General features: G+C 62.8%; 16 protein-coding genes and 1 pseudogene. 4 read left to right on the top strand and 13 right to left on the bottom strand.

All coding sequences use genetic code 11. The annotated features are described in order from the left end of the window. Positions 1–6: 6 nt before the first annotated feature. The 8 genes and pseudogenes from DENOEST_RS03995 to DENOEST_RS03960 form a co-directional block, all read right to left on the bottom strand. Positions 7–2,238, bottom strand: a complete 2,232-nt coding sequence (locus DENOEST_RS03995; protein ID WP_145771806.1) for an alpha,alpha-trehalose-phosphate synthase (UDP-forming) — start codon at positions 2,236–2,238, stop codon at positions 7–9. A gap of 39 nt (positions 2,239–2,277) precedes the next feature. Further along, positions 2,278–3,228, bottom strand: coding sequence for a sodium:calcium antiporter (locus DENOEST_RS03990; RefSeq protein WP_145771805.1), 951 nt, complete (start codon positions 3,226–3,228; stop codon positions 2,278–2,280). Between the two features lie 98 nt (positions 3,229–3,326). Further along, positions 3,327–3,572, bottom strand: a complete 246-nt coding sequence (locus tag DENOEST_RS03985) for a biotin/lipoyl-containing protein (protein WP_197970515.1) — start codon at positions 3,570–3,572, stop codon at positions 3,327–3,329. A 35-nt stretch (positions 3,573–3,607) separates the two neighbouring features. After that, positions 3,608–4,695 (bottom strand): annotated as a pseudogene (locus DENOEST_RS20060) (potassium channel family protein). A 72-nt stretch (positions 4,696–4,767) separates the two neighbouring features. After that, the gene (locus DENOEST_RS03975; RefSeq protein ID WP_145771803.1) at positions 4,768–5,883 is read right to left on the bottom strand and encodes a YbdK family carboxylate-amine ligase; all 1,116 of its coding nucleotides are present in this window, start codon (positions 5,881–5,883) and stop codon (positions 4,768–4,770) included. Between the two features lie 2 nt (positions 5,884–5,885). After that, the gene (locus tag DENOEST_RS03970; RefSeq protein ID WP_145771802.1) at positions 5,886–7,079 is read right to left on the bottom strand and encodes a cation:proton antiporter; all 1,194 of its coding nucleotides are present in this window, start codon (positions 7,077–7,079) and stop codon (positions 5,886–5,888) included. Next, positions 7,076–7,630, bottom strand: a complete 555-nt coding sequence (locus tag DENOEST_RS03965) for an OmpA family protein (RefSeq protein ID WP_232096549.1) — start codon at positions 7,628–7,630, stop codon at positions 7,076–7,078. The genes DENOEST_RS03970 and DENOEST_RS03965 overlap by 4 nt, the downstream gene beginning before the upstream one ends. Before the next feature lie 23 nt (positions 7,631–7,653). After that, entirely contained in the window at positions 7,654–8,079 is a 426-nt protein-coding gene (locus DENOEST_RS03960; protein WP_232096433.1) for a MarR family winged helix-turn-helix transcriptional regulator, read from the bottom strand. Positions 8,080–8,226: 147 nt separating this feature from the next. On the opposite strand from DENOEST_RS03960, the gene DENOEST_RS03955 reads away from it, so the two are divergent. After that, the gene (locus DENOEST_RS03955) at positions 8,227–8,742 is read left to right on the top strand and encodes a DUF2242 domain-containing protein (RefSeq protein ID WP_145771799.1); all 516 of its coding nucleotides are present in this window, start codon (positions 8,227–8,229) and stop codon (positions 8,740–8,742) included. Between the two features lie 80 nt (positions 8,743–8,822). Here DENOEST_RS03955 and DENOEST_RS03950 read toward each other — a convergent pair whose 3' ends face one another. Both DENOEST_RS03950 and DENOEST_RS03945 read right to left on the bottom strand, forming a co-directional pair. Then, entirely contained in the window at positions 8,823–10,160 is a 1,338-nt protein-coding gene (locus DENOEST_RS03950) for a cation:proton antiporter (protein WP_145771798.1), read from the bottom strand. Then, a complete protein-coding gene (locus DENOEST_RS03945) occupies positions 10,161–11,378 on the bottom strand; it encodes a citrate transporter (RefSeq protein ID WP_145771797.1) in 1,218 nt (405 codons plus the stop codon). 91 nt (positions 11,379–11,469) lie between these two features. On the opposite strand from DENOEST_RS03945, the gene DENOEST_RS03940 reads away from it, so the two are divergent. The 3 genes from DENOEST_RS03940 to DENOEST_RS03930 are packed head-to-tail and all read left to right on the top strand — an operon-like array spanning position 11,470 to position 14,545. Beyond that, positions 11,470–13,218, top strand: a complete 1,749-nt coding sequence (locus DENOEST_RS03940; RefSeq protein ID WP_145771796.1) for a cation:proton antiporter — start codon at positions 11,470–11,472, stop codon at positions 13,216–13,218. After that, positions 13,215–13,727 carry a DUF3124 domain-containing protein gene (locus tag DENOEST_RS03935; RefSeq protein ID WP_145771795.1) on the top strand — a complete coding sequence of 171 codons (513 nt, stop codon included), beginning with the start codon at positions 13,215–13,217 and terminating at the stop codon, positions 13,725–13,727. Before DENOEST_RS03940 ends, DENOEST_RS03935 begins: the two co-directional genes overlap by 4 nt. 32 nt (positions 13,728–13,759) lie before the next feature. Further along, entirely contained in the window at positions 13,760–14,545 is a 786-nt protein-coding gene (locus DENOEST_RS03930) for an IclR family transcriptional regulator (RefSeq protein ID WP_145771794.1), read from the top strand. A gap of 43 nt (positions 14,546–14,588) precedes the next feature. Here the strand turns inward: DENOEST_RS03930 and pbpG are convergent, their stop codons facing one another. The 3 genes from pbpG to DENOEST_RS03915 all read right to left on the bottom strand — a co-directional run bounded on the left by pbpG (position 14,589) and on the right by DENOEST_RS03915 (position 18,951). Next, the gene (gene pbpG / locus DENOEST_RS03925; RefSeq protein WP_145771793.1) at positions 14,589–15,539 is read right to left on the bottom strand and encodes a D-alanyl-D-alanine endopeptidase; all 951 of its coding nucleotides are present in this window, start codon (positions 15,537–15,539) and stop codon (positions 14,589–14,591) included. Between the two features lie 102 nt (positions 15,540–15,641). Beyond that, complete coding sequence (locus DENOEST_RS03920; protein ID WP_145771792.1) at positions 15,642–16,670, bottom strand: patatin-like phospholipase family protein; 1,029 nt, start codon at positions 16,668–16,670, stop codon at positions 15,642–15,644. A 4-nt stretch (positions 16,671–16,674) separates the two neighbouring features. Next, complete coding sequence (locus DENOEST_RS03915) at positions 16,675–18,951, bottom strand: NADP-dependent malic enzyme (RefSeq protein ID WP_145771791.1); 2,277 nt, start codon at positions 18,949–18,951, stop codon at positions 16,675–16,677. Positions 18,952–18,961: the final 10 nt, after the last annotated feature.

The raw sequence follows: 18,961 nt of genomic DNA, 5'->3' as shown, positions 1-18,961 counted from the left end.
CTTGAATCATCCATCCAGGCCGGTCGCAGCCGATTTTCCGAGCAGCCGGCCACGGCGGCGCATCACCGCAGCGTCCAGCAGCATTCGCCCGGCCCAGCGATAGACATTGAATTCAGCCACCAGCCCTCGCATCAGGCGCATGCGGTCGCGCTGCTCGGACGGCTCCATCGTCAGTGCCAGATGCAGCGCTGCGGCGCACTGGTCGGCATCGTAAGGATTGACTATCAGCGCCTCGGGCAGTTCCCGGGCCGCGCCGGTGAATTGCGACAGGATCAATACGCCGCGCTCGTCGTCGCGAGCGGCGACAAACTCCTTGGCCACCAGATTCATGCCATCGTGGAGGCTGCTGACGAAGCAGAATTCGGCGGCCCGGTAATACTCATAGACCTGCTGCGGCTCGTGATGCTCGACCTTGAGCACAATGGGAGGAGGCCCGGTTCGACTGAAGCGTTGGTTGATGCGGGTGGCCAGAGCACGCACTTGGGCCTCGTGGTTCTGGTACTCGTCAATGCCGGCCCGGGTGGGTGCCGCGATCTGGACAAAGCTGAAGCGACCGATCCACTCCGGCTTCATCTCCAGCAATCGCTCCACGGCGCGGAAGCGTTCCATGATGCCCTTGGTGTAGTCGAGGCGGTCCACCCCGACACCGATGGCATGGGCAGCAGGCAAACTGTTGAGCTGCCGTATTTCCGCCCGGCATTGCTCGATCGGCTTGCCGACCATCTCCGCAGCGGGCGGCCAGTCGATGGAGATTGGGTAACGGCGCACGGCGGTGAGCTTGCCCGCCAGTGATACCGTGAAAGCCTCCCGGTCCACCCGAGCCTCCAGCAAGCGGTCCACCGTATCGACAAAGTTGTTGCAGTGGAACTGGGTATGGAAGCCCAGGATGCTACTGCCGAGCAGCCCGGCAACGATCTCCTCGGCCCAGGGACAGATGGCGAAGGACTCCGGATTCGGCCATGGGATGTGCCAGAAGGTAATTACTGTCGCGTCGGGAAGTTCGTCGCGGATCATGCGCGGCAGCAGCGCGAAATGGTAGTCCTGGACCAGGACGATAGGATTTTTGGTCTTGGCTTCGGCAATCACAGCTCCGGCGAACTTGCGGTTAACCGCCACGTAATGGGCCCAGTCCCCGGAACGGAAGGTAGGCCGCACGTGGGCGATATGACACAGAGGCCAGAGGCCCTCATTGGCAAGGCCGTAATAGTAGCCGGCCTCCTCCTCGGCGCTGAGCCAGACGCGGCGCAACTGGTAGGCGGTCTTCTCCGGCGGCACCGCGATACGGTCGTGCTTGTCCACCACCTCGCGGTCGGCGCTGCCACTGCCGTGGGCGATCCAGACCCCCGAGCAGGCCCGCATAATCGGTTCCAGCGCAGTCACCAAGCCGGAAGCCGGCCGTTGCACTTCAATGCGCTCGCCACGGCGCTGATGAATGTAGGGTTCCCGGTTCGATACGACGATCACGTCCTCGCCGGAAAGTTCTGCGTGAAGAATGGTGCGCAGCGTGTCCGGCGACCAGTTGAGCTGGCTCTCGTCGCGAGAGCGAACATCAGACTCCATCTCCCGGATCAGGCGTTGCAGGTCGCGGGCGATGGGACGGAACTCCGCCGCTGGTGGCATCGCCACCGGCTGGCGCAGCAGGCCCTCGCCGCGCAGCAGCGCCCGCATACCCGCCACCCAACCGCGCCAGGACAACTGGGCGATCACCACAGTGATCAGCGATATCACCGCTGCCAGTCCCATGAAAAAGTAGATGACATAACGCTTGGTCTCGTCGCTGCGCCGGACGATGAAGCTCATGTCATGCACCAGCACGAGTTTTCCTTCGGGCGCTGCTTCGGTCACCAGCGGGCTCACCGCCACATGCAGCGGTCCCTGGGCACTCTCCAGGACATGATCCACACCAACACTCCAGCGCGTCAGGTCAACACAGCGGATCTCAGCAGGCAATGTACGGGTTGCCAGCGGCATGCTCTGGGGCGTGGCGCAATAGCCGATCGCAAAAATACGCTCGTCCTGGGTGATCTTGGTAAAAAGCGCTGCGGTCTTCGCCTTCGATCCGGCCGCCAGTTGCTCCTGCAAGGGCTCCTGGATGGTGTTCACGATCAGGGCCGAGCGCATGTCGAGGTCGCGCACGAACCAGCGAAAGGTCAGTTGATCGACCAGGGGCACAATCCCATAAGCAAAGGCCGCCAGGATCAGGATCAAGGGCAGGACGAAGCGCAAGGAAAGTCTCATAACGGTACCTTCGGGTTGAATTTCTCATGACCACACGGTTTATGGGCCGGTATAGCCACCTACCGCCAATGTCACCATTACAAAAACAGAATAGGCCACAAGTAACACGAGACCGCGAAGGCGGCCAATCGTTCCGGCATGGTTTGGCATCAATAACGACAGTGCGGTCATGCCCATGACCAGCGCCACGGAAATTTCCGCGAGGGAGACATGGACCGGATGGATGCTTGCCGCTGTACCGACTATGGCCAGTCCATTGAACAGGTTGCTACCGATCAGGGTTCCGACACCCACCTCGTCGTGGCCGCGCCGACGGGCCAGCACAACAGTCACCAGTTCAGGCAGGGAGGTACCTACCGCAACAATGGTCGCGCCGATCACATAAGTATCAACGCCCAGATTCATCGCAATGCCGGTCGCGCCCATCACAAAGAGCCTGCCGGCGGTCACCAGGGCGATCAGGCCGCCCATGGTCAGAACCAAGGTCCAGCCGAGGCGGCTCGGTGCCGTGCTGTTGCCAATTACCTCACGATGATGCAGTCCAGCGCGAATCGAAGCTGTCACCCATGCCGCGAAAATTACGAGCAGGAGACCACCCTCGCCGCGGGACAGAACGCCATCGGCCGCCAGCCCAAGGGTCAGTAGGGGGGCGAACAGCGCCAGGGGAAAATCTCGCCCGAGTTCCCCCCGAGCCACCTTGATGGGCCCGAACAGCAAGGCCAGCCCGAAGATCAGCCCAATGTTGACCACATTACTGCCCAAGGCATCCCCCAGGCCGATCTCTGGCTGTCCCGCCAGGGCCGCCACCGTGGACACCGTCAATTCTGGTGCAGACGTGGCGCAGGCCGCCAGGGTGGTGGCCACAAGGAGCTTGGGCACCCGCAATCCATCCGCTGCACGTAGCACGCCCTTCAGGAAGAATTCCCCACCCAGGGTAGCCAAGACAATCGCCACCACCACAAGGGCCAGATCGTTCGAGAAATGCAGCATAAATATGGATGACCTTTCCATTTGCGCCCAGAGCCGGAGGCAACGCGCCTGACCAAAATATCAGCGGCTGTTCCATATATCTGGCGGGACCTGCAACTCTAGCCGGGCTCCATCACCACAATGATCTGGCCTTCGGCCAGTTCCTCCCCCTCCGTCACACGCACCTCGACGATGCGCCCGGCATGGGGGCTGGGAATGTCCAGGGAGACCTTGCCGGTCTCCAGGGTGATCAGATTGTCGTCGAAACGAATTACGTCTCCCGGACTGACATGGACCTCGATCACGAATACGTCGCCGTTGGCACAATTGCCACAGGAATCCCAGCACTCGGGATATCTGGGCATGGGCACCTCCACCAACCGACTCATGGTGGAACGCCCTACTCCCGGGGTTCCTCGTCCACCACCGGCAGCAAGGCGGTCTCGATCTCCTGACGGCCCTGGGGCGAGGCCATGGCGATCAGGGTGAAGCCGGCCTTGAGCATGAAGTTTCCCGGCGGGTTGAACTGCCAGTCGCCACGGGTGCGCACCGCCAGCATGATGTAGTGGGGGCTGCGCAGGCGCAGGGACTCCAGGGGCCGCTCGATGAAATCCGCCGGTACGGGAATTTCCTCCACCCGCAACTTGTGCTCAGTGCGCAGCATCTCGTCAAGGAAGGAAACCACATGGGGCCGGATCATGGCCGAGGCGATACGCATGCCGCCGGTGAAATCCGGCGACACCACCGCGTCGGCGCCGGCCTTGCGCATTTTTTCCACATTGCGCACATCGTTGCTGCGGGCCACCACCCGGAGCTCGGGATTGAGCTGCTTGGCGGTGATGGTGATCATCAGGTTGCGGCTGTCGTCGCCGGTCACGGCAACAGGCCCCGGGCTTCCTCGATATAGGCAGCATCGAGCTTGTCCTCGTCGCTGGCGTCGCCGTTCAGGTAGAGCAGCCCGGGAAACTTGTCCAGGTTCTCTTCCATCCGGGCTTCCTCAATGTCGATGGCGACGAAGTGACGGTTGGTCTGGGAGAGTTCGTGGGCCACATTGCGCCCGACTCGGCCGAAGCCGCAGACGATGTAATGGTGATGGAGCTTGCGAATCTGTTTTTCCATGCGACGTCTCCGCAGGGTGTAGTCCAGGTCCCCTTCTAGGAAGAAGACCGAGAGACTGGTGAACAGGAAGGTGAGGATGCCGAAGCCACCCAGGGCCACCAGACCGGCGAAGATGCGCTCGCCGAAACTGTCGATCTTCACCATCTCGCCGTAACCCACGGTGGTGATGGTGATCAGGGTCATGTACAACGCGTCGGACCAATCGGCCACGGGCTCCGTCAGATAGCGGAAACCCAGGGTCGCCGTCAGGATCAAAAAAGCCAGTATCCCGATGGCGACATTGATGCGAACCAGAATGCGCGGCAGTTGGTTGTGGCGAATCTTGCCCAGGGAACGTCTGGCGCGGGACGGGCGTTGGGACGAAGTCATGGGGGGCGATTCTAGCGGATGACCATCGTCCTGGACTCTGAAGCAGGCCTTTCTCGACAAGGCTCCAGACAATCATTGACGGAAGCGGGCTACCGCAGCATCGACAACAGCAGGAAGAGTCCTTTCACTATCGTAGCGATGACGCAGAAAGCTGGAATGGTTACCCGCCGCAATCACTCCATAAAGCTCATCAAGTGCCTCCTGACCTTGCAGGTCCAACGCCATTGGCTCAAGACGGCGCAAAGTAGTCAGAATATCCTCGCGCAGGGGCAGGCTCTGATGGGTCCGGGGATGTACGATCACACCGTCCAGGCCGAAGCGGCAGGCCTGGAAGCGGTTGTAGTTGTACACCAGGTAGTCATCCTCCACTGGAGGCGGCTCCTGCCTTTCCAGCAGATAGGCGCACAGGACCTGAAGATAGCCCGCCAGGGCTGCGGCACGTTCCACGGAAAGCGGCGTATCGCAGACCCTCAGCTCGATGGTGCCGTACTCCGGCTTGGGGCGTATGTCCCAGTAGAAGTCCTTCATGCTCCGCACCACGCCGGTTTGCTCCATCTTGGCGAAATACGCACTGGCGAACTCATCCCAGGACAGGATAAAGGGCGCCCGGCCGCTCAAGGGAAAGGCAAACACGGAATTCAGGCGCGCCGAGTCGAACAGGGTGTCAACTCCCTGGGAATAGGGCGATGAGGCGGAAAGGGCGATGAAGTGGGGCAGATACCGGTTCAGGGCATGGAGCAGGAACAGCGCTTCGTCGGCCGAGCTGCAACCAACATGCACATGTTGGCCGAAGACGGTGAATTGCTTGGCCAGGTAGCCGTACAGGGCCGAAACTTCCTGAAAACGAGGCTTGGCGAAGATTCGCTGGTGGAACCATTGCTGGAAGGGGTGGGTACCGCCACCGCAAAGGGCCACATTGAGGCTATCCCCCGCCTTTATCAGGACATCGCGCATCTGGCGCAATTGGACCAGCAGGTCCGCATGACAATGCTGCACGTCGGTGGCAACCTCGATCATGCTTTCGGTAATTTCAGGTTTCACATCGCCCGGGAAAGGCTGTCGCTCCAGCAGGTGCAGCATGTCGGACGCCGAGGCGGAGAGGTCGAAATCGGTGGTATTCACCAGTTGCAGTTCCAGTTCGACGCCCAGGGTCAGGGACTTTGAAACCTTGAAGGATTCCAGAGGCATGGTCAGGACTCCTTGCCGAATGGAGCCTCGCCGGCCCAGATCAATGCCCGCTGGGTCACGATGGGACCAATCAGGTCCAGCAGCAATACCAGTGCCGCCAGGGGCGCCAGATCGTCCACCAGACCGACCCCCAAGTGTTTGGTCTGTTCCAGCAACAGGATGGCGAATACTGAAAGGGGCGTCAGGGCAAAGCCGGTCAGCACCCCTTTACGCCAGGAAAGGCCGGCCAGCCGGGCAAACATGGCAACCGCCGTCACCTTGACCGCCAGGCGGCCAGCCACCAGGGCCATAGCCAACCAAAACCCAGCCACGGCATCCCGCCAGTCAAGAGTGGCACCGGCAAAGACGAAAAGAAACAGGGTAAGCAGATTGCCGAGAGTGCCGAAGTTTCGCTGGGCCTGGGAAAAAACTACCCGTCGATGTCGCGACACGAGTCCGAACGCCAGGGTCGCCAGCAGCGGCGAGAATCTGAGGCCATGGGTCAGGACTACCAGCAACAGTACCGCCAGGGCGAAAAGCACCGTGGCATCCCTGGTACCTGTCCTGGTCAGCCGCAACAGGGCGGGCACCATGACACCAAACATCACCCCGAGCCCCGCCGAGACCACCACTACTGCCAGGCTGTTCCAGAGGGCGTGAAATATGCTGCCTGCGGTGGCCAGAACCCAGTATCCAACCACAGCCTTGAAAGCAACGACGGCCAGGACGCAATTGAAGGCCGAGAGATGCAGCACCCGTTCCGTCACCTGGCCCGACGCCCGCAAATCATTGACCACCCGAAGCACGGAGGCCGGCGACGTGGACATGGCCAGGGCCGCGAGCAGCAGAGAGGGGACCAGGGCCAGGCCGAACCCCTGGGCCAAGACAAAGACCACCACGAAACTGCCGAAAGACTCCGCCAGACTGCTGACCCCCAGCCAGGGATTGCTCCGCAGCCAGCGCAGGTTGATGCGGTAGCCCAATTCGAAGAGGATCAGTCCGAAGGCCACATCTGCCACAAGGGACAGCAGGTCACCACCGATCTTTCCCAGGATACCCACCTGATGTTCGGCCATCAGGAAGCCCACCAGACCGTAACTGCTGACCCTGGGCAAGGCCAGCCAGCGTTGGCCCGCCTCCCCCGCCAGCCAGGCCACCAGCAAGGCCAAGGGCCAGGCCAGGGGTACGATCATGGAAGACAGATAGTCAGGGATCATGACGATTGCTCCAGTTCCCGGCCGGTCTTGTCCACCAGGCGCAATTCGACCCGTTGCAGTCGCTGGTCGCAGGCCGAGCCCCGGCATTGCTCCAAAACAGACTTCAGGTATCCCCGGGCCACTTTCCGGATCTGTCCCCGGTGCGCGCCCTGGCGCAAAAGTTCCTTTTCCACCACGGCAATACGCCGCACAGCCAGGGCCAGCGAGATTTCCCGGCTTCCCCGATGGCCGGAATAGCCCACCAGCAGCACCGTACGAGACCGTTCCGCCTTGAGCGCCTCCACCACCGTCCGGATCACGGCCCCGCTTTCGGCAGACAACTGGGCCGAACCCATGGGAAACATCACGCTGGGCGGCGCGTCAGCCTCATCCGCCGGTATCTTGTCAGAAACGCCGAGCGGGGCAGCGGGGATTGCCGCTGGAGCCGGAGGAACAGGATTGACACCCCCAAGGCCTGCAGCAGCAGAGGGAACCTGCTCCTTCGGCTCCATAGCGACGGGGTTGGTTGGTAGCAAAGACGCCGCACATCCGGCCACCAGCAGGGCCAGCACAGCCAAGGGAAACGCTCCTCTCATCATAGGTCGGCCAGGGGCCGATCGGCCCAGCGCTCGTCACGGCTAGGCAAGTGCTCGATCACCCGGGCCAGGGAGTCATTGAGCACCGCCAAGGTATCCGCCGACAGCGCCATCAGGGCGACGGGCAGTAGCCCGGCAGCGGGGCCCGCCGCCCGGCCCAGGATACCTTCGGCCTCTGCGGACAGGCTCAGGTCCACCCGCCGCTGATCCTGGGCGCTACGCCGCTTGAGCAACAAGCCCCGCGCAACGAGCTTCTCGACCAGTTGGCTACAGGTGGACTGGTGGATGGCCAGGCGAGCCGCCAACTCGGAAACCCCGAGGCCCGGCATACTGGCCACTTCCTGCAGGATCCAAAGCTGTGAACCGGATACGCCGCAGCTTTGTTCGACCTCCCGGAAGTGCTGGCGCACGGACCCGAAAATCATGCGGAATTTCCGCAGCACATCCATCGGCAATTGGGTATCGGGGTTCCTTGTCATCGCAGCCTTCCGCTGGGGTGGGTTAGCAGTCTAGTAGAATCCAGACAATGCATTGTCACCAATTATATTGCAATCAATATATATTCCCGCCTGATGCCCACCCAACGTTGTCTCTCCCTGATCCTCGGCTGCCTCGCGGCGGGCTGCGCCGCCCCCTCGCCCCCCTTGTCGGCGCTTTCCGTCTATCCCAAGGAGAGTTTCGGCGTCGAAACCCCCTTTGAATATCGCCTGGAGGCCGACAACGAAAGCGCCTGCGAAGCCGGACGCCGGGCCTTGCTCAGTCAGGGGTACCAAGTGGAGCAGAAGGCCAAGGCCCTGATCCAGGGTCAAAAGGCCTTCCAGCCTTCGAAAGAACACCATACCCGGCTGGAGATCAACCTGGTCTGCCTGGCGGCGGAACCAGGAGCGGTGGTTTATGCCAACGCCAAGCAGACCTATTTCGAGCTTAAGGCCAGCAACACCAGTGCCGGCCTAAGCGTGACAGGCATGGGCTCCATTTCCCTGCCCTGGGTCGCCAGCAGCGAGAACATGATCAAAGTCGGCGAGGAGACGGTTTCCGACGGCGACTTCTACCGCCGGCTGTTTATCCTGCTCAGTCACCACTTATGATGCCCAGCAACGCATGTTCCGACGGGAAGTAGCCTTGCGATGCCGAAGTCAAGAAAAACAGGCTATGGGAGCACCAGACATCAACGCCCGGGGGACTTCAGCAGCCAAGACAGCATGGGCGGCGTCACCAGGGTGGTGAGGATCACCATCACCACCACTGCCGAGAACAGGGCATCCCCCATCACCCCCAGCTGACGCCCGGCCATGGCGAAGATCAGGCCCACTTCGCCCCGGGGCACCATGCCCCAGCCCACCAGCCAGCGCCCCGCATTGCCGGCGCACAAGCCCGCCAGCAGCTTGCCGGCGATGGCCGCAACGGTGATGCCCAGGGCGATGCCGGTCACCGTCGGGTCGGCGAAGGCCCTCAGGTCCACCTGCATGCCGGTGAGGACGAAGAACACCGGGACGAAGAAATAGCCGATGGGCTCGATCATGTGCTCATGCTGATGGCCGGTATGGCGCAGCAGGATCGCCCGTAACCGGGCGGCCCGTGCCCCGTCGCCAGCAGGCAGCAGGGGTTCGATCTCCCGCACGATGGCGGGGGTCTCGAAATCCTTGAGGAAGATGGGTTCGAACAGCAGACCGGCCGCAAAGGCGCCGATGATGGGCGCCAGACCCATTGCATGGGCCAGCCAGGCGAAAAACAGACCGGCCGCCAGCACCTGGGCGAAGAGCATGCTGGGCCCGGCGTCGAGCCGGGCCAGCCAGCGACTGGAATGGGGCGCGACCAGGCGCCCGATGCCGATGCTGCCCGCCAGGAACAGGGCCGCCTTGGCAATGATCAGCAGGACTTCGCCGCCGCTCACCGAGCCCGCCGTAACCAGGCTGGAAACCACGGCCAGGATCACCAGGCCCAGCACGTCGTCGATCACCGCCGCCCCCAGCACGATGCGGGCTGCGGGCGTGTCGAGCTTGCCCAGGTCGCGGAACACCCGTCCCGTGATGCCCACCGAGGTGGCGGCCAGAGTGGCTCCCAGGAACAGATAGGTATTGGAATCCATGCCCGGCAACAACAGCGGCCCCACCAGCCAGGCACCCAGGGCGAAAGGGGCGGCAATGCCGACACTGCCCACCAGGGAGGCCCGGGGACCCACGTCGATCAGATCCCGCAGCCGGGTTTCCAGGCCGATCTGCAACAGCAGCACGATCACCCCCAGTTCGGCGATGAAGGCGATGATGGGGTCCCGGGGAATGCTGTCGAAATAGTGCAGCCCGAAGAGTGAGAGATTGCCCAGCACCACACCCAACAACAATTCCCCCAGCACGGCGGGAAAACCGATACGCCGGGCCAGGGGCACGAAGAGGCGCGCCGCTATCAGGATCAGGGCCAGCCAGAGCAGGTTCTCCCCCACCACGCTGCCGCCCGCTGCCAGGGCGGGGAGTGGCGAAAGCAGCGGGAGCAGACCGAGATATCGCATCTAGCGCCCTCCGCCCAAGACCTCGGGATGCCAGCCCACCACCGCCAACAACACCATGAAACCGACCACATAGCCCACCGCCACGAACCAGCCATGGCGCAGCCACAGCCCAACGGACTTGGCTTCCGGATACATGTTGGACAGGGCCACCCCGGCGGAGGAACCGAACCAGACCATGGAACCGCCGAAGCCCACTGCGTAGGCCAGGAAGCCCCAGTCGTAGCCCCCCTGCTTGATGGCCAGGGCGGTCAGAGGAATGTTGTCGAACACAGCGGAGACAAAGCCCAGCCCCAGAGTGGTGGCCCAGGAGGCCACGGGCAGTTGCTCCACTGGCATCATGGAGGCGCAAAGCACCAGGGACAACAGGAAGACCGAACCCTTGAGGCTCTCCGGCAAAACCTCCCAGTCATGGCGGCGCACATTGGCGGTCAACAGGATCGCCACCCAGACTGCCACGCCGATGAAGGGGAAATGGCCAGCCTCCGCCGGATAGTGAAAGTTCACGAAGATATTGGTGGCGACCGCGCAGACCAGGATGGTGGCGACAATGCCCACCCGTACCCAGTCCACATGGGTGTGCTCATGACTATGTTTGAGTATGGGCGAATAGCGATGCTGGGCCAGGGCGGCCGGAATGCCGAACACCACCAGGGCGACGCTGCTGCCGACGAATGCCTCCATCACTTGCAATGGCGCGGCACCGGCGATCCAGAGCATGGTGGTGGTGGTGTCCCCCACCACGGAGCCGGCGCCGCCGCCATTGGAAGCCGCCACAAGGGCCGCCAGGTAGCCGATATGAACCCGTGCGCGAAACAACTGGTGGGCCATGGCACCGCCGATCAGGGCCGCCGCGATATTGTCGAGAAAGGCCGAGAGGATGAAGACCATGACCAACAGCAGAAAGCCTCCTTTCCAGTCATCGGGCAGGTAACGGGGAAGGATGACCGGGATGTGGCTTTTTTCGAAATGCCGGGACAGCAGGGCGAACCCCAGCAGCAGGCAAAGCAGGTTGGCCAGGGTAACCAACTCGTGATCCAGATGCGCGGCAAAACCGACGAAGCCGACGCCGGTGGCAAAACCTGCAACCAGTATCTTGTAGAGGGAAACCGCCGCCAGCCCACCCAGCCCCACGTACAGGGTATGGTGGTGAAACAGCGCCACACCCAGCAGCGTGGCGGCAAACAGTACGAATTCCAGGGGGATTCCAATAATCGTCATGGTTATACGAAGGTCTCTTGGTAGACTTGCGGGTCGGCATTCCGGGCCATTCTATCAAGGGCGTCATTGCCCCCGATTCCATTACTGACCCATGCATTCCACCCTGCCCTATCTCTTGCTCCTGCTGACCGCCGCAGTCACCGCCCTGGCCATCACCCGCCGCTTCCGGCTGCCGGCGATGCTGGGCTATCTGTCCATCGGCATTGCCCTGGGGCCCCATGGTCTGGCCCTGATGGCAGAAAGCAAACAGGTGGATGCCTTCGCCGAGTTCGGCGTGGTATTCCTGATGTTTTCCATCGGTCTGGAATTCAGTCTGGCGCGCCTGATGGCAATGCGCTCCCTGGTATTCGGCCTGGGTTTGAGCCAGGTACTGCTGACGGTGGCGGGAACCGCACTGCTCACCGGTCTCATCTATGACCAGGGCTGGCGCACCTCGCTGGTCGTGGGCCTGGCGGTCGCCATGTCATCCACCGCCATTGTGGCGAAAATGCTCTCCGAACGACTGGAGCTTCACTCCCGCTCCGGACGCCAGACCATGGGGGTGCTGCTGTTCCAGGATCTGGCGGTGGTGCCGGCTCTGATCCTGTTCCCGGCCCTGGCTGCCCCCGGCGAGAATCTCACCCAGGCCATGGGTCTGGCCATGGTCGAGGCGGCGCTGGTGCTGATCCTGCTGATCAACATCGGCAAGCGGCTGATGCCCCCCATCTTCGAGCGGGTGGCTCACCATCGATCCAGCGAACTGTTCGTGCTGACTACCCTGTGGATCGTCGTGGGTCTGTCCTACGCCACCGAGCAGGCCGGGCTGTCTCTGGCCCTGGGCGCTTTTGTAGGCGGCATGCTGATCTCCGAAACCGCCTATCGTCACCAGGTGGAAGCGGACATCCGCCCCTTCCGGGACATCCTGCTGGGCCTGTTCTTCGTCACTGTGGGCATGATGCTGGACATCGGCTACGTTCTGTCGAATCTGGGGCTGCTGCTGCTGGCGGTACTGCTGCTGGTAGGGGGCAAGGGGCTGGTGGCTCTGCTGGCAGCGCTGAGTACCCGTGCGCCATTGGAGGTCAGCCTGCGTACTGCGGCGCAACTGGCCCAGGGAGGAGAGTTCGGCCTGGTATTGATCGAACTGGCCCATAGTCTCGGCCTGGTGGAAGGAGATGTGTTCCAGCTCACCATATCGGCCATGCTGGCGTCCATGTTCATCGCCCCCTTCCTGATCGAACGAACGGCCCGCCTGGGAGCCCATATCGCAAGCAACCGCGCCCGGGGCGAAAAAGTCGTGGAGGCCGTCGCCACCGAAGGCAGTGAGCTTTCGGGCCATGTCATTCTTTGCGGTTACGGCCGCACAGGAAAAAATATCGGCGAATTCCTCTCCGCCGAGAATATTCCCTTCCTGGCACTGGATCTGGATCTCCAGTGCGTGAACAAGCGCCATCTACCAGCCTTGGGACGTACCGCCTTCGGCAACGCCGACCGGCCGGAAGTACTCAAGGCCGCAGGTCTGGAGCGGGCACGGGGACTGGTGATCACCTACCCGGACCTGGGCTCGGCAGAGCGAGTGCTGCGCCTGGTCAGGCGCAGCCGGCCCGATATGCCGGTAGTGGTGCGTGCCCTGGACGAGCCGGGGGTGATACGACTGAAGCATGCCGGGGCCACCGAAGCCATACCGGAGGTGCTGGAAGGCAGCCTGATGCTGGCGACGGAAATCCTGTCCCAACTGGGAGTGCCCATGGAACAGACGATCACCCGTGTCCGTGCAGTGAGGGCCGGACGCTATGCTTCCCTGCGGGGCTACTATGGCAAGACCCAGCCCGCCGCCCCCGCACCCCAGGAGCCCCAGCCATGAGACACCCTGCGCTGCACCGATCAGGCATCGTTGCCCTTCTGCTCCCCTTCCTGCTTCTCCTCGCGGTATCCGCGCAGGCTCAGGAAACGCTCCCCCTTTCCAGCGGGCAGACGCTCTACCTGCCGATCTATTCCCATATCTACCACGGCAGCCGGGACAGCCAGGGGCAACCCTCCCGTGCGCTGACCTCTGCCCATATCAGCATCCGCAACACCGATGGCGCCAGCGCCATCCGCATCCATTCGGCCCGTTACTTCGACACCCGGGGCCGTCTACTGAAGGAATACCTGACCAGCCCCCAGACCATCCCACCCCTGGGCAGCCACGAGCTGTTCGTGCCCCACGAGGACACGGCCGGGGGCTCGGGGGCCAGTTTCGTCATTGCCTGGAGCGCGGAAACGCTGGTCAACCCGCCCCTGATCGAGGCCCTGCACGCGGATATCCGCAGTTCCCGCGCCGTGGTCTTCATCACCTCGGCCCGTCCGGTCAAACCCCGCCAGGGCCTGTAGTACTATCCTCGCTCCAGAGGCCAGGGACGAATATGTCACCCAAGTCAGTCGAAGCAGAACCCAGGGGCGGGATTCAAGTCATCGAGCGCATGATGAAACTGCTCGATACTTTGTCCTACCATCACGATCCCATCAGTCTGAAGCAGCTTGCCCTGGAAACCGGGCTCCACCCGTCGACGGCCCACCGTATCCTGGCCGCCATGGCCAGCGCCGACTTCGTGGAACGGGCCGAACCCGGCACCTACCGGCTGGGCATACGCCTGCTGGAGCTGGGCAATATCGTCAAGTCCCGCATCAACATCCGGGATTCCGCCATGCCCCTGATGCAGCAGTTGCACCAACGCCTGGGGGAGAGCATCAATCTGGGGGTACGCCAGGGGGACGAGATCGTCTATGTGGAGCGCACCTCCAGCGGCCGCTCCTCGGTGCGGGTGGTGCATCTGGTGGGCGCGCGCGCGCCCCTCCATGTCACGGCGGTGGGCAAGCTCTATCTGGCCGAGGGCAATGCCGAATCGGTGCGGGACTACGCCCGCCGCACCGGCCTGCCCGGCCGCACGCCCGGTTCCATCACCAACATCGTGGCCCTGGAAAAAGAACTGGCCCGGGTGCGCCGCCACGGGGTGGCCTTCGACAATGAGGAAATCGAGCTGGGCCTGCGCTGCGTGGCGGCCCCGGTGCGGGACGACGCCGGACATCTGGTGGCAGGCCTGTCCGTCTCCGCCCCGGCGGATCGCTACAGCGACGACTGGATTCCCATCGTGAGGGAAACCGCCGATGCCCTCTCCAACGCCATCGGCTACGTTGCGCCGGACAAATAAAAAACCGGCATGACGCCGGCTCTTCCTCCCTGCGAAAAACCCCTCAACCCGCCGTCGGCCGACTGTTCAGAGAAGCGCTCTCGATCCAGCGCTTGATACGGTTGGCGTCGCCGATCCGGGTCAGCTTGCCCCAGGAATCGAGCAGTACGATGATGGTGGGCTTGTTGTTGAGCCAGGCCTGCATCACCAGGCAGCGCCCCGCTTCGCTGATGAAGCCGGTCTTGGACAGGCCGATCTCCCAGTTGCCCGTGCGCACCAGCAGGTTGGTATTGCGGAAGATCTCGTTGCGACGAGCCAGGGGCACTTCATATTCGGCGGTGGTGGAGAACTCCCGGATCAGAGGATATTGATGGGCCGCCGCCACCATCCGCGTGAGATCCCGTGCACTGGAGACATTGGCTGCGGTCAGGCCCGTGGGATCCTCGAAGTGGGTGTCCGTCAGTCCCAGGGACTGGGCCTTGCGATTCATGGCGGCGATGAAGGCCGGGCGCCCCCCCGGATAATGCCGTGACAAGGCCGAGGCCGCCCGGTTCTCGGAGGACATCAGGGCCAGACGCAGCATGTTTTCCCGGCTCAACTGGGTGCCGACCCGCAGGCGGGAATGAGTGCCCTTCAGGATATCCACGTCATCCTCGCCGATGGATAGGGTTTCTTCCAGGCTGGGCTTGACATCCAGAGCCACCATGGCAGTCATCAACTTGGTGATGGAGGCGATGGGCAGCACGGCGCCGGCATTCTTCTCGAACAGCACCGCGCCGGTGGTCTGATCCTGGACCAGGGCCGAGGCAGAGTCCAGCACCAGATTCCGAGCATCCTCAGGTGACACGGCACTATAGGCCCGATGGACGCGGGTCCCCTTTTTCACAGCCAGGGCGCGCACATGTTTCTTTGCCGCCACCGTTTTTTTCTTCTGGGTAGCGGCCTGGGCATCACTGTGGGCCAGACCCATGATCAGGCCCACAATGACCACCAAGGAAATCACGGCTTTTTTCATCCACCAACTCCTCAACGCATCGGGGCCAAGTCTATCAGCCCCGCTCCTGAATCACAAACAGAGTAACGGCAAAATTCAGCGGTAAATTAGGTAGATAGCATTTCAACCTAAAGCCAAAGCTGAAGAATAACCAAAAAGACCGGTCAATTCAGTTCCTCGCTCCATGGCATCCCGGTAGCCCAGATCCGTCAGGGCCTTTCCATAGCCCTTGTCGAACAGCAGGTAACTCGCCAGCAGCGCCCCTGTGGCCGGATTATTGCCCATGCTCCAGCCAGAAAAGGAAGGCATGGCGGCGAGATGCTGGGCTGCCAGATAGGCGGGGTCCTGGGAAGGCGCGAGGGTCAGGAGTGGCAGCGGACAGGCCCCGGCTCCGCTACCCCGGTAGAGCCGATTCAGGACGTGGCCTGCCATGCAGGGAAAGCCGGGGGAATTGGCCTCCCCCGTGCGCCCCGATGCAGGCACAGGAAAATCCGTCTCGATGCGCAGAATGCGAGCAGCTCCCAGATGCTGGGCCGTCCGGATGGGTGATCCTCCACCGCCCAGGACGCCATCGCCGAAGAATTCCCGATGCAGGCGTTGGGGCGGGAAAAACAGGGGCAGTGCAGAGGAAGCCAGGACATGCTCCAGCCCAAGCCGAACATGGGCGCCGGCATTGCCGCCAGCCTGCCAGGGGTCCATGTCGCCCCGGCCTTGGAAGAAACTGACCGTCTGTCCGGAGGCGTGACCAAAGCAGTCCAGGCTGAGGGCAATCAGATGACGTTGTTCGATGGCAGCGGCAATGGCATCGAAATCGATTCTTTCCGCCAGATTCCGGGCCAGGGGCGCAGTGTCGAGCAAGGCGCCGTCTCCTGACAGCCAACGACGCCAGAGGCTGTGGGAACGCCAGACCTGCGCGGGAACAATGCCATCCCAGAAGGCCAGCAGGCGCTCCACCGCCGAGCCGAAATCGGCCGCTCCGGCAGCCAGCAGCGCCCCGTTGACGGCCCCGCCAGATACGGCGCAGATGATGGAAAAGGGACTCGGTCCAGCGGTAGGCAGCAATTCCCGCAAGGCCTTGAGCACCCCTGCCTGATAGGCTGCGCGGGCGCCACCGCCGCCCAGGACCAACGCGATTCTGGCGGATGTCCCCATCCCTTCAGCCGCGCTTGTGGGCTGCCTCGACCGAGATCAGGGCCGACATATTGACGATGCGCCGCACCGTGGCGGTTGGTGTCAACACATGGGCCGGCAGGGCCGTGCCCAACAGCATGGGACCCACCGTCAGGCCATCGCCCGCCACGGTCTTGAGCAGGTTGAAGGCAATGTTGGCGGCGTCCAGGGTGGGCATGATCAACAGATTGGCCGGCCCTTTGAGGCGGGAATTGGGGAAAACCTGATTCCGGATGGTCTCGGACAGAGCCGCGTCGCCATGCATTTCCCCTTCCACCTCCAGTTGCGGAGCGCTTTGCTGGACGATTTCCAGGGCACGGCGCATTTTCACCGCAGTGGGCGTGTCCTCGGTGCCGAAGCTGGAATGGGACAGCAGGGCCACTCGGGGCACGATGCCGAAGCGGCGCACTTCCTCGGCAGCCAGCAGGGTCATTTCCGCCAGTTGCTCGGCCGTGGGATCGTAATTGACGTAGGTGTCGCCGATGAACAGGGTGCGATTGGGCATGATCAGCATGTTCAATGTGTAGTAGCTGCCCACGCCGGGTTGCTGGCCGATCACGCTGTCGATGTAGCGCAGGTGCTGGGAATGCTTGCCGAAGGTGCCGCAGATCAGGCCATCGGCGTAGCCGTGCTTGACCAGCATGGAGCCAATCAGGGTGGTACGACGCCGCATCTCGCGCTTGGCGTATTCCAGGCCGACGCCCTTGCGCTGCATGATCTCGTAATAGTCCTGCCACAACTCCTTGTAGCGGGAGTCGGAGTCGGGATTCACCAGGCCGAAATGCTGGCCCGGGCGAATGCGCAGGCCAGCCTTGGCGATACGCATGTCCACCACATCGGGACGACCGATCAGGATGGGCGTGGCCAGGCCCTCATCCACCACGGTCTGCACCGCCCGCAGCACCCGCTCGTCCTCGCCTTCGCAATAGACGATGCGGGCGGGATTTTTCTTGGCGGAGGCGAACACCGGCTTCATCACCAGGCCCGAGTGGTAGACGAACTCGTTCAACTGCTGACGATAGGCGTCCATGTCGGCGATGGGCCGGGTGGCGACACCGGACGCCATGGCCGCCTCGGCCACCGCAGGGGCGATCTTGACGATCAGGCGCGGATCGAAGGGCTTGGGAATGAGGTACTCGGGACCGAACTTCAGTTCCTCGGTGCCATAGGCGGCGCTCACGATGTCCGACTGCTCGGCGTGGGCCAGTTCGGCAATGGCGCGCACGCAGGCGGCCTTCATTTCGTCCGTGATGGAGGTGGCGCCCACATCCAGGGCGCCCCGGAAGATGAAGGGGAAGCAGAGGACGTTATTGACCTGATTGGGATAGTCGGACCGGCCCGTGCCGATGATCACGTCGGGACGCACCGCCTTGGCCACGTCGGGCAGAATCTCCGGCACCGGGTTGGCCATGGCCAGGATGATGGGATGGGCCGCCATATCCTTGATCATCTCAGGCTTCAGCACCCCGGCCGCGGACAGGCCCAGGAAGACATCGGCGCCGGGCATGACATCCACCAGGGTACGGGCCTCGGTCTTCTGGGCATAACGGGCCTTGGAGGGGTCCAGCTTGTCGTCCCGGCCCACATAGACCACGCCCTTGCTGTCGGCGATATAGACATTGCGGGGATCGAGCCCCAGGGTCACCATCAGGTCCAGGCAGGCGATGGCCGCCGCGCCGGCACCGGAGCAGACCAGTTTCACTTGACTGATGTCCTTGCCCACCAGACGCAGACCGTTGATCACCGCGGCACTGGCAATGATGGCGGTGCCATGCTGATCGTCGTGGAAGACGGGAATCTTGAGCCGCTCCTTGAGCTTCTTCTCGATGTAGAAGCATTCCGGCGCCTTGATGTCCTCCAGATTGATGCCGCCGAAGGTGGGCTCCAGGGAGGCGATGATATCCACCAGCTTGTCCGGATCCAGCTCATTGACCTCGATGTCGAACACATCGACGCCCGCAAACTTCTTGAACAGCACTCCCTTGCCTTCCATCACCGGCTTGCCCGCCAGGGCGCCGATGTTGCCCAGGCCCAGCACCGCGGTGCCATTGGTGATCACCGCCACCAGATTGCCCCGGGAGGTGTACTTGTAGGAATTGGCCGGGTCCGCGACGATCTCGTCGCAGGCCGCCGCCACGCCGGGAGAATAGGCCAGGGAAAGGTCGCCCTGGGTCGCCAGGGGCTTGATGGGGGTTACGGAAATCTTGCCGGGCTTGGGCTTCAGGTGATATTCGAGGGCGGCAGCGCGAATCTGTTCATCCATGGCGAATTTA

Origin of the sequence: Denitratisoma oestradiolicum (genome assembly GCF_902813185.1) — a bacterium.
In the GTDB taxonomy this organism is placed as follows: domain Bacteria; phylum Pseudomonadota; class Gammaproteobacteria; order Burkholderiales; family Rhodocyclaceae; genus Denitratisoma; species Denitratisoma oestradiolicum.
This window is presented reverse-complemented; position numbering and strand designations above follow the sequence as displayed.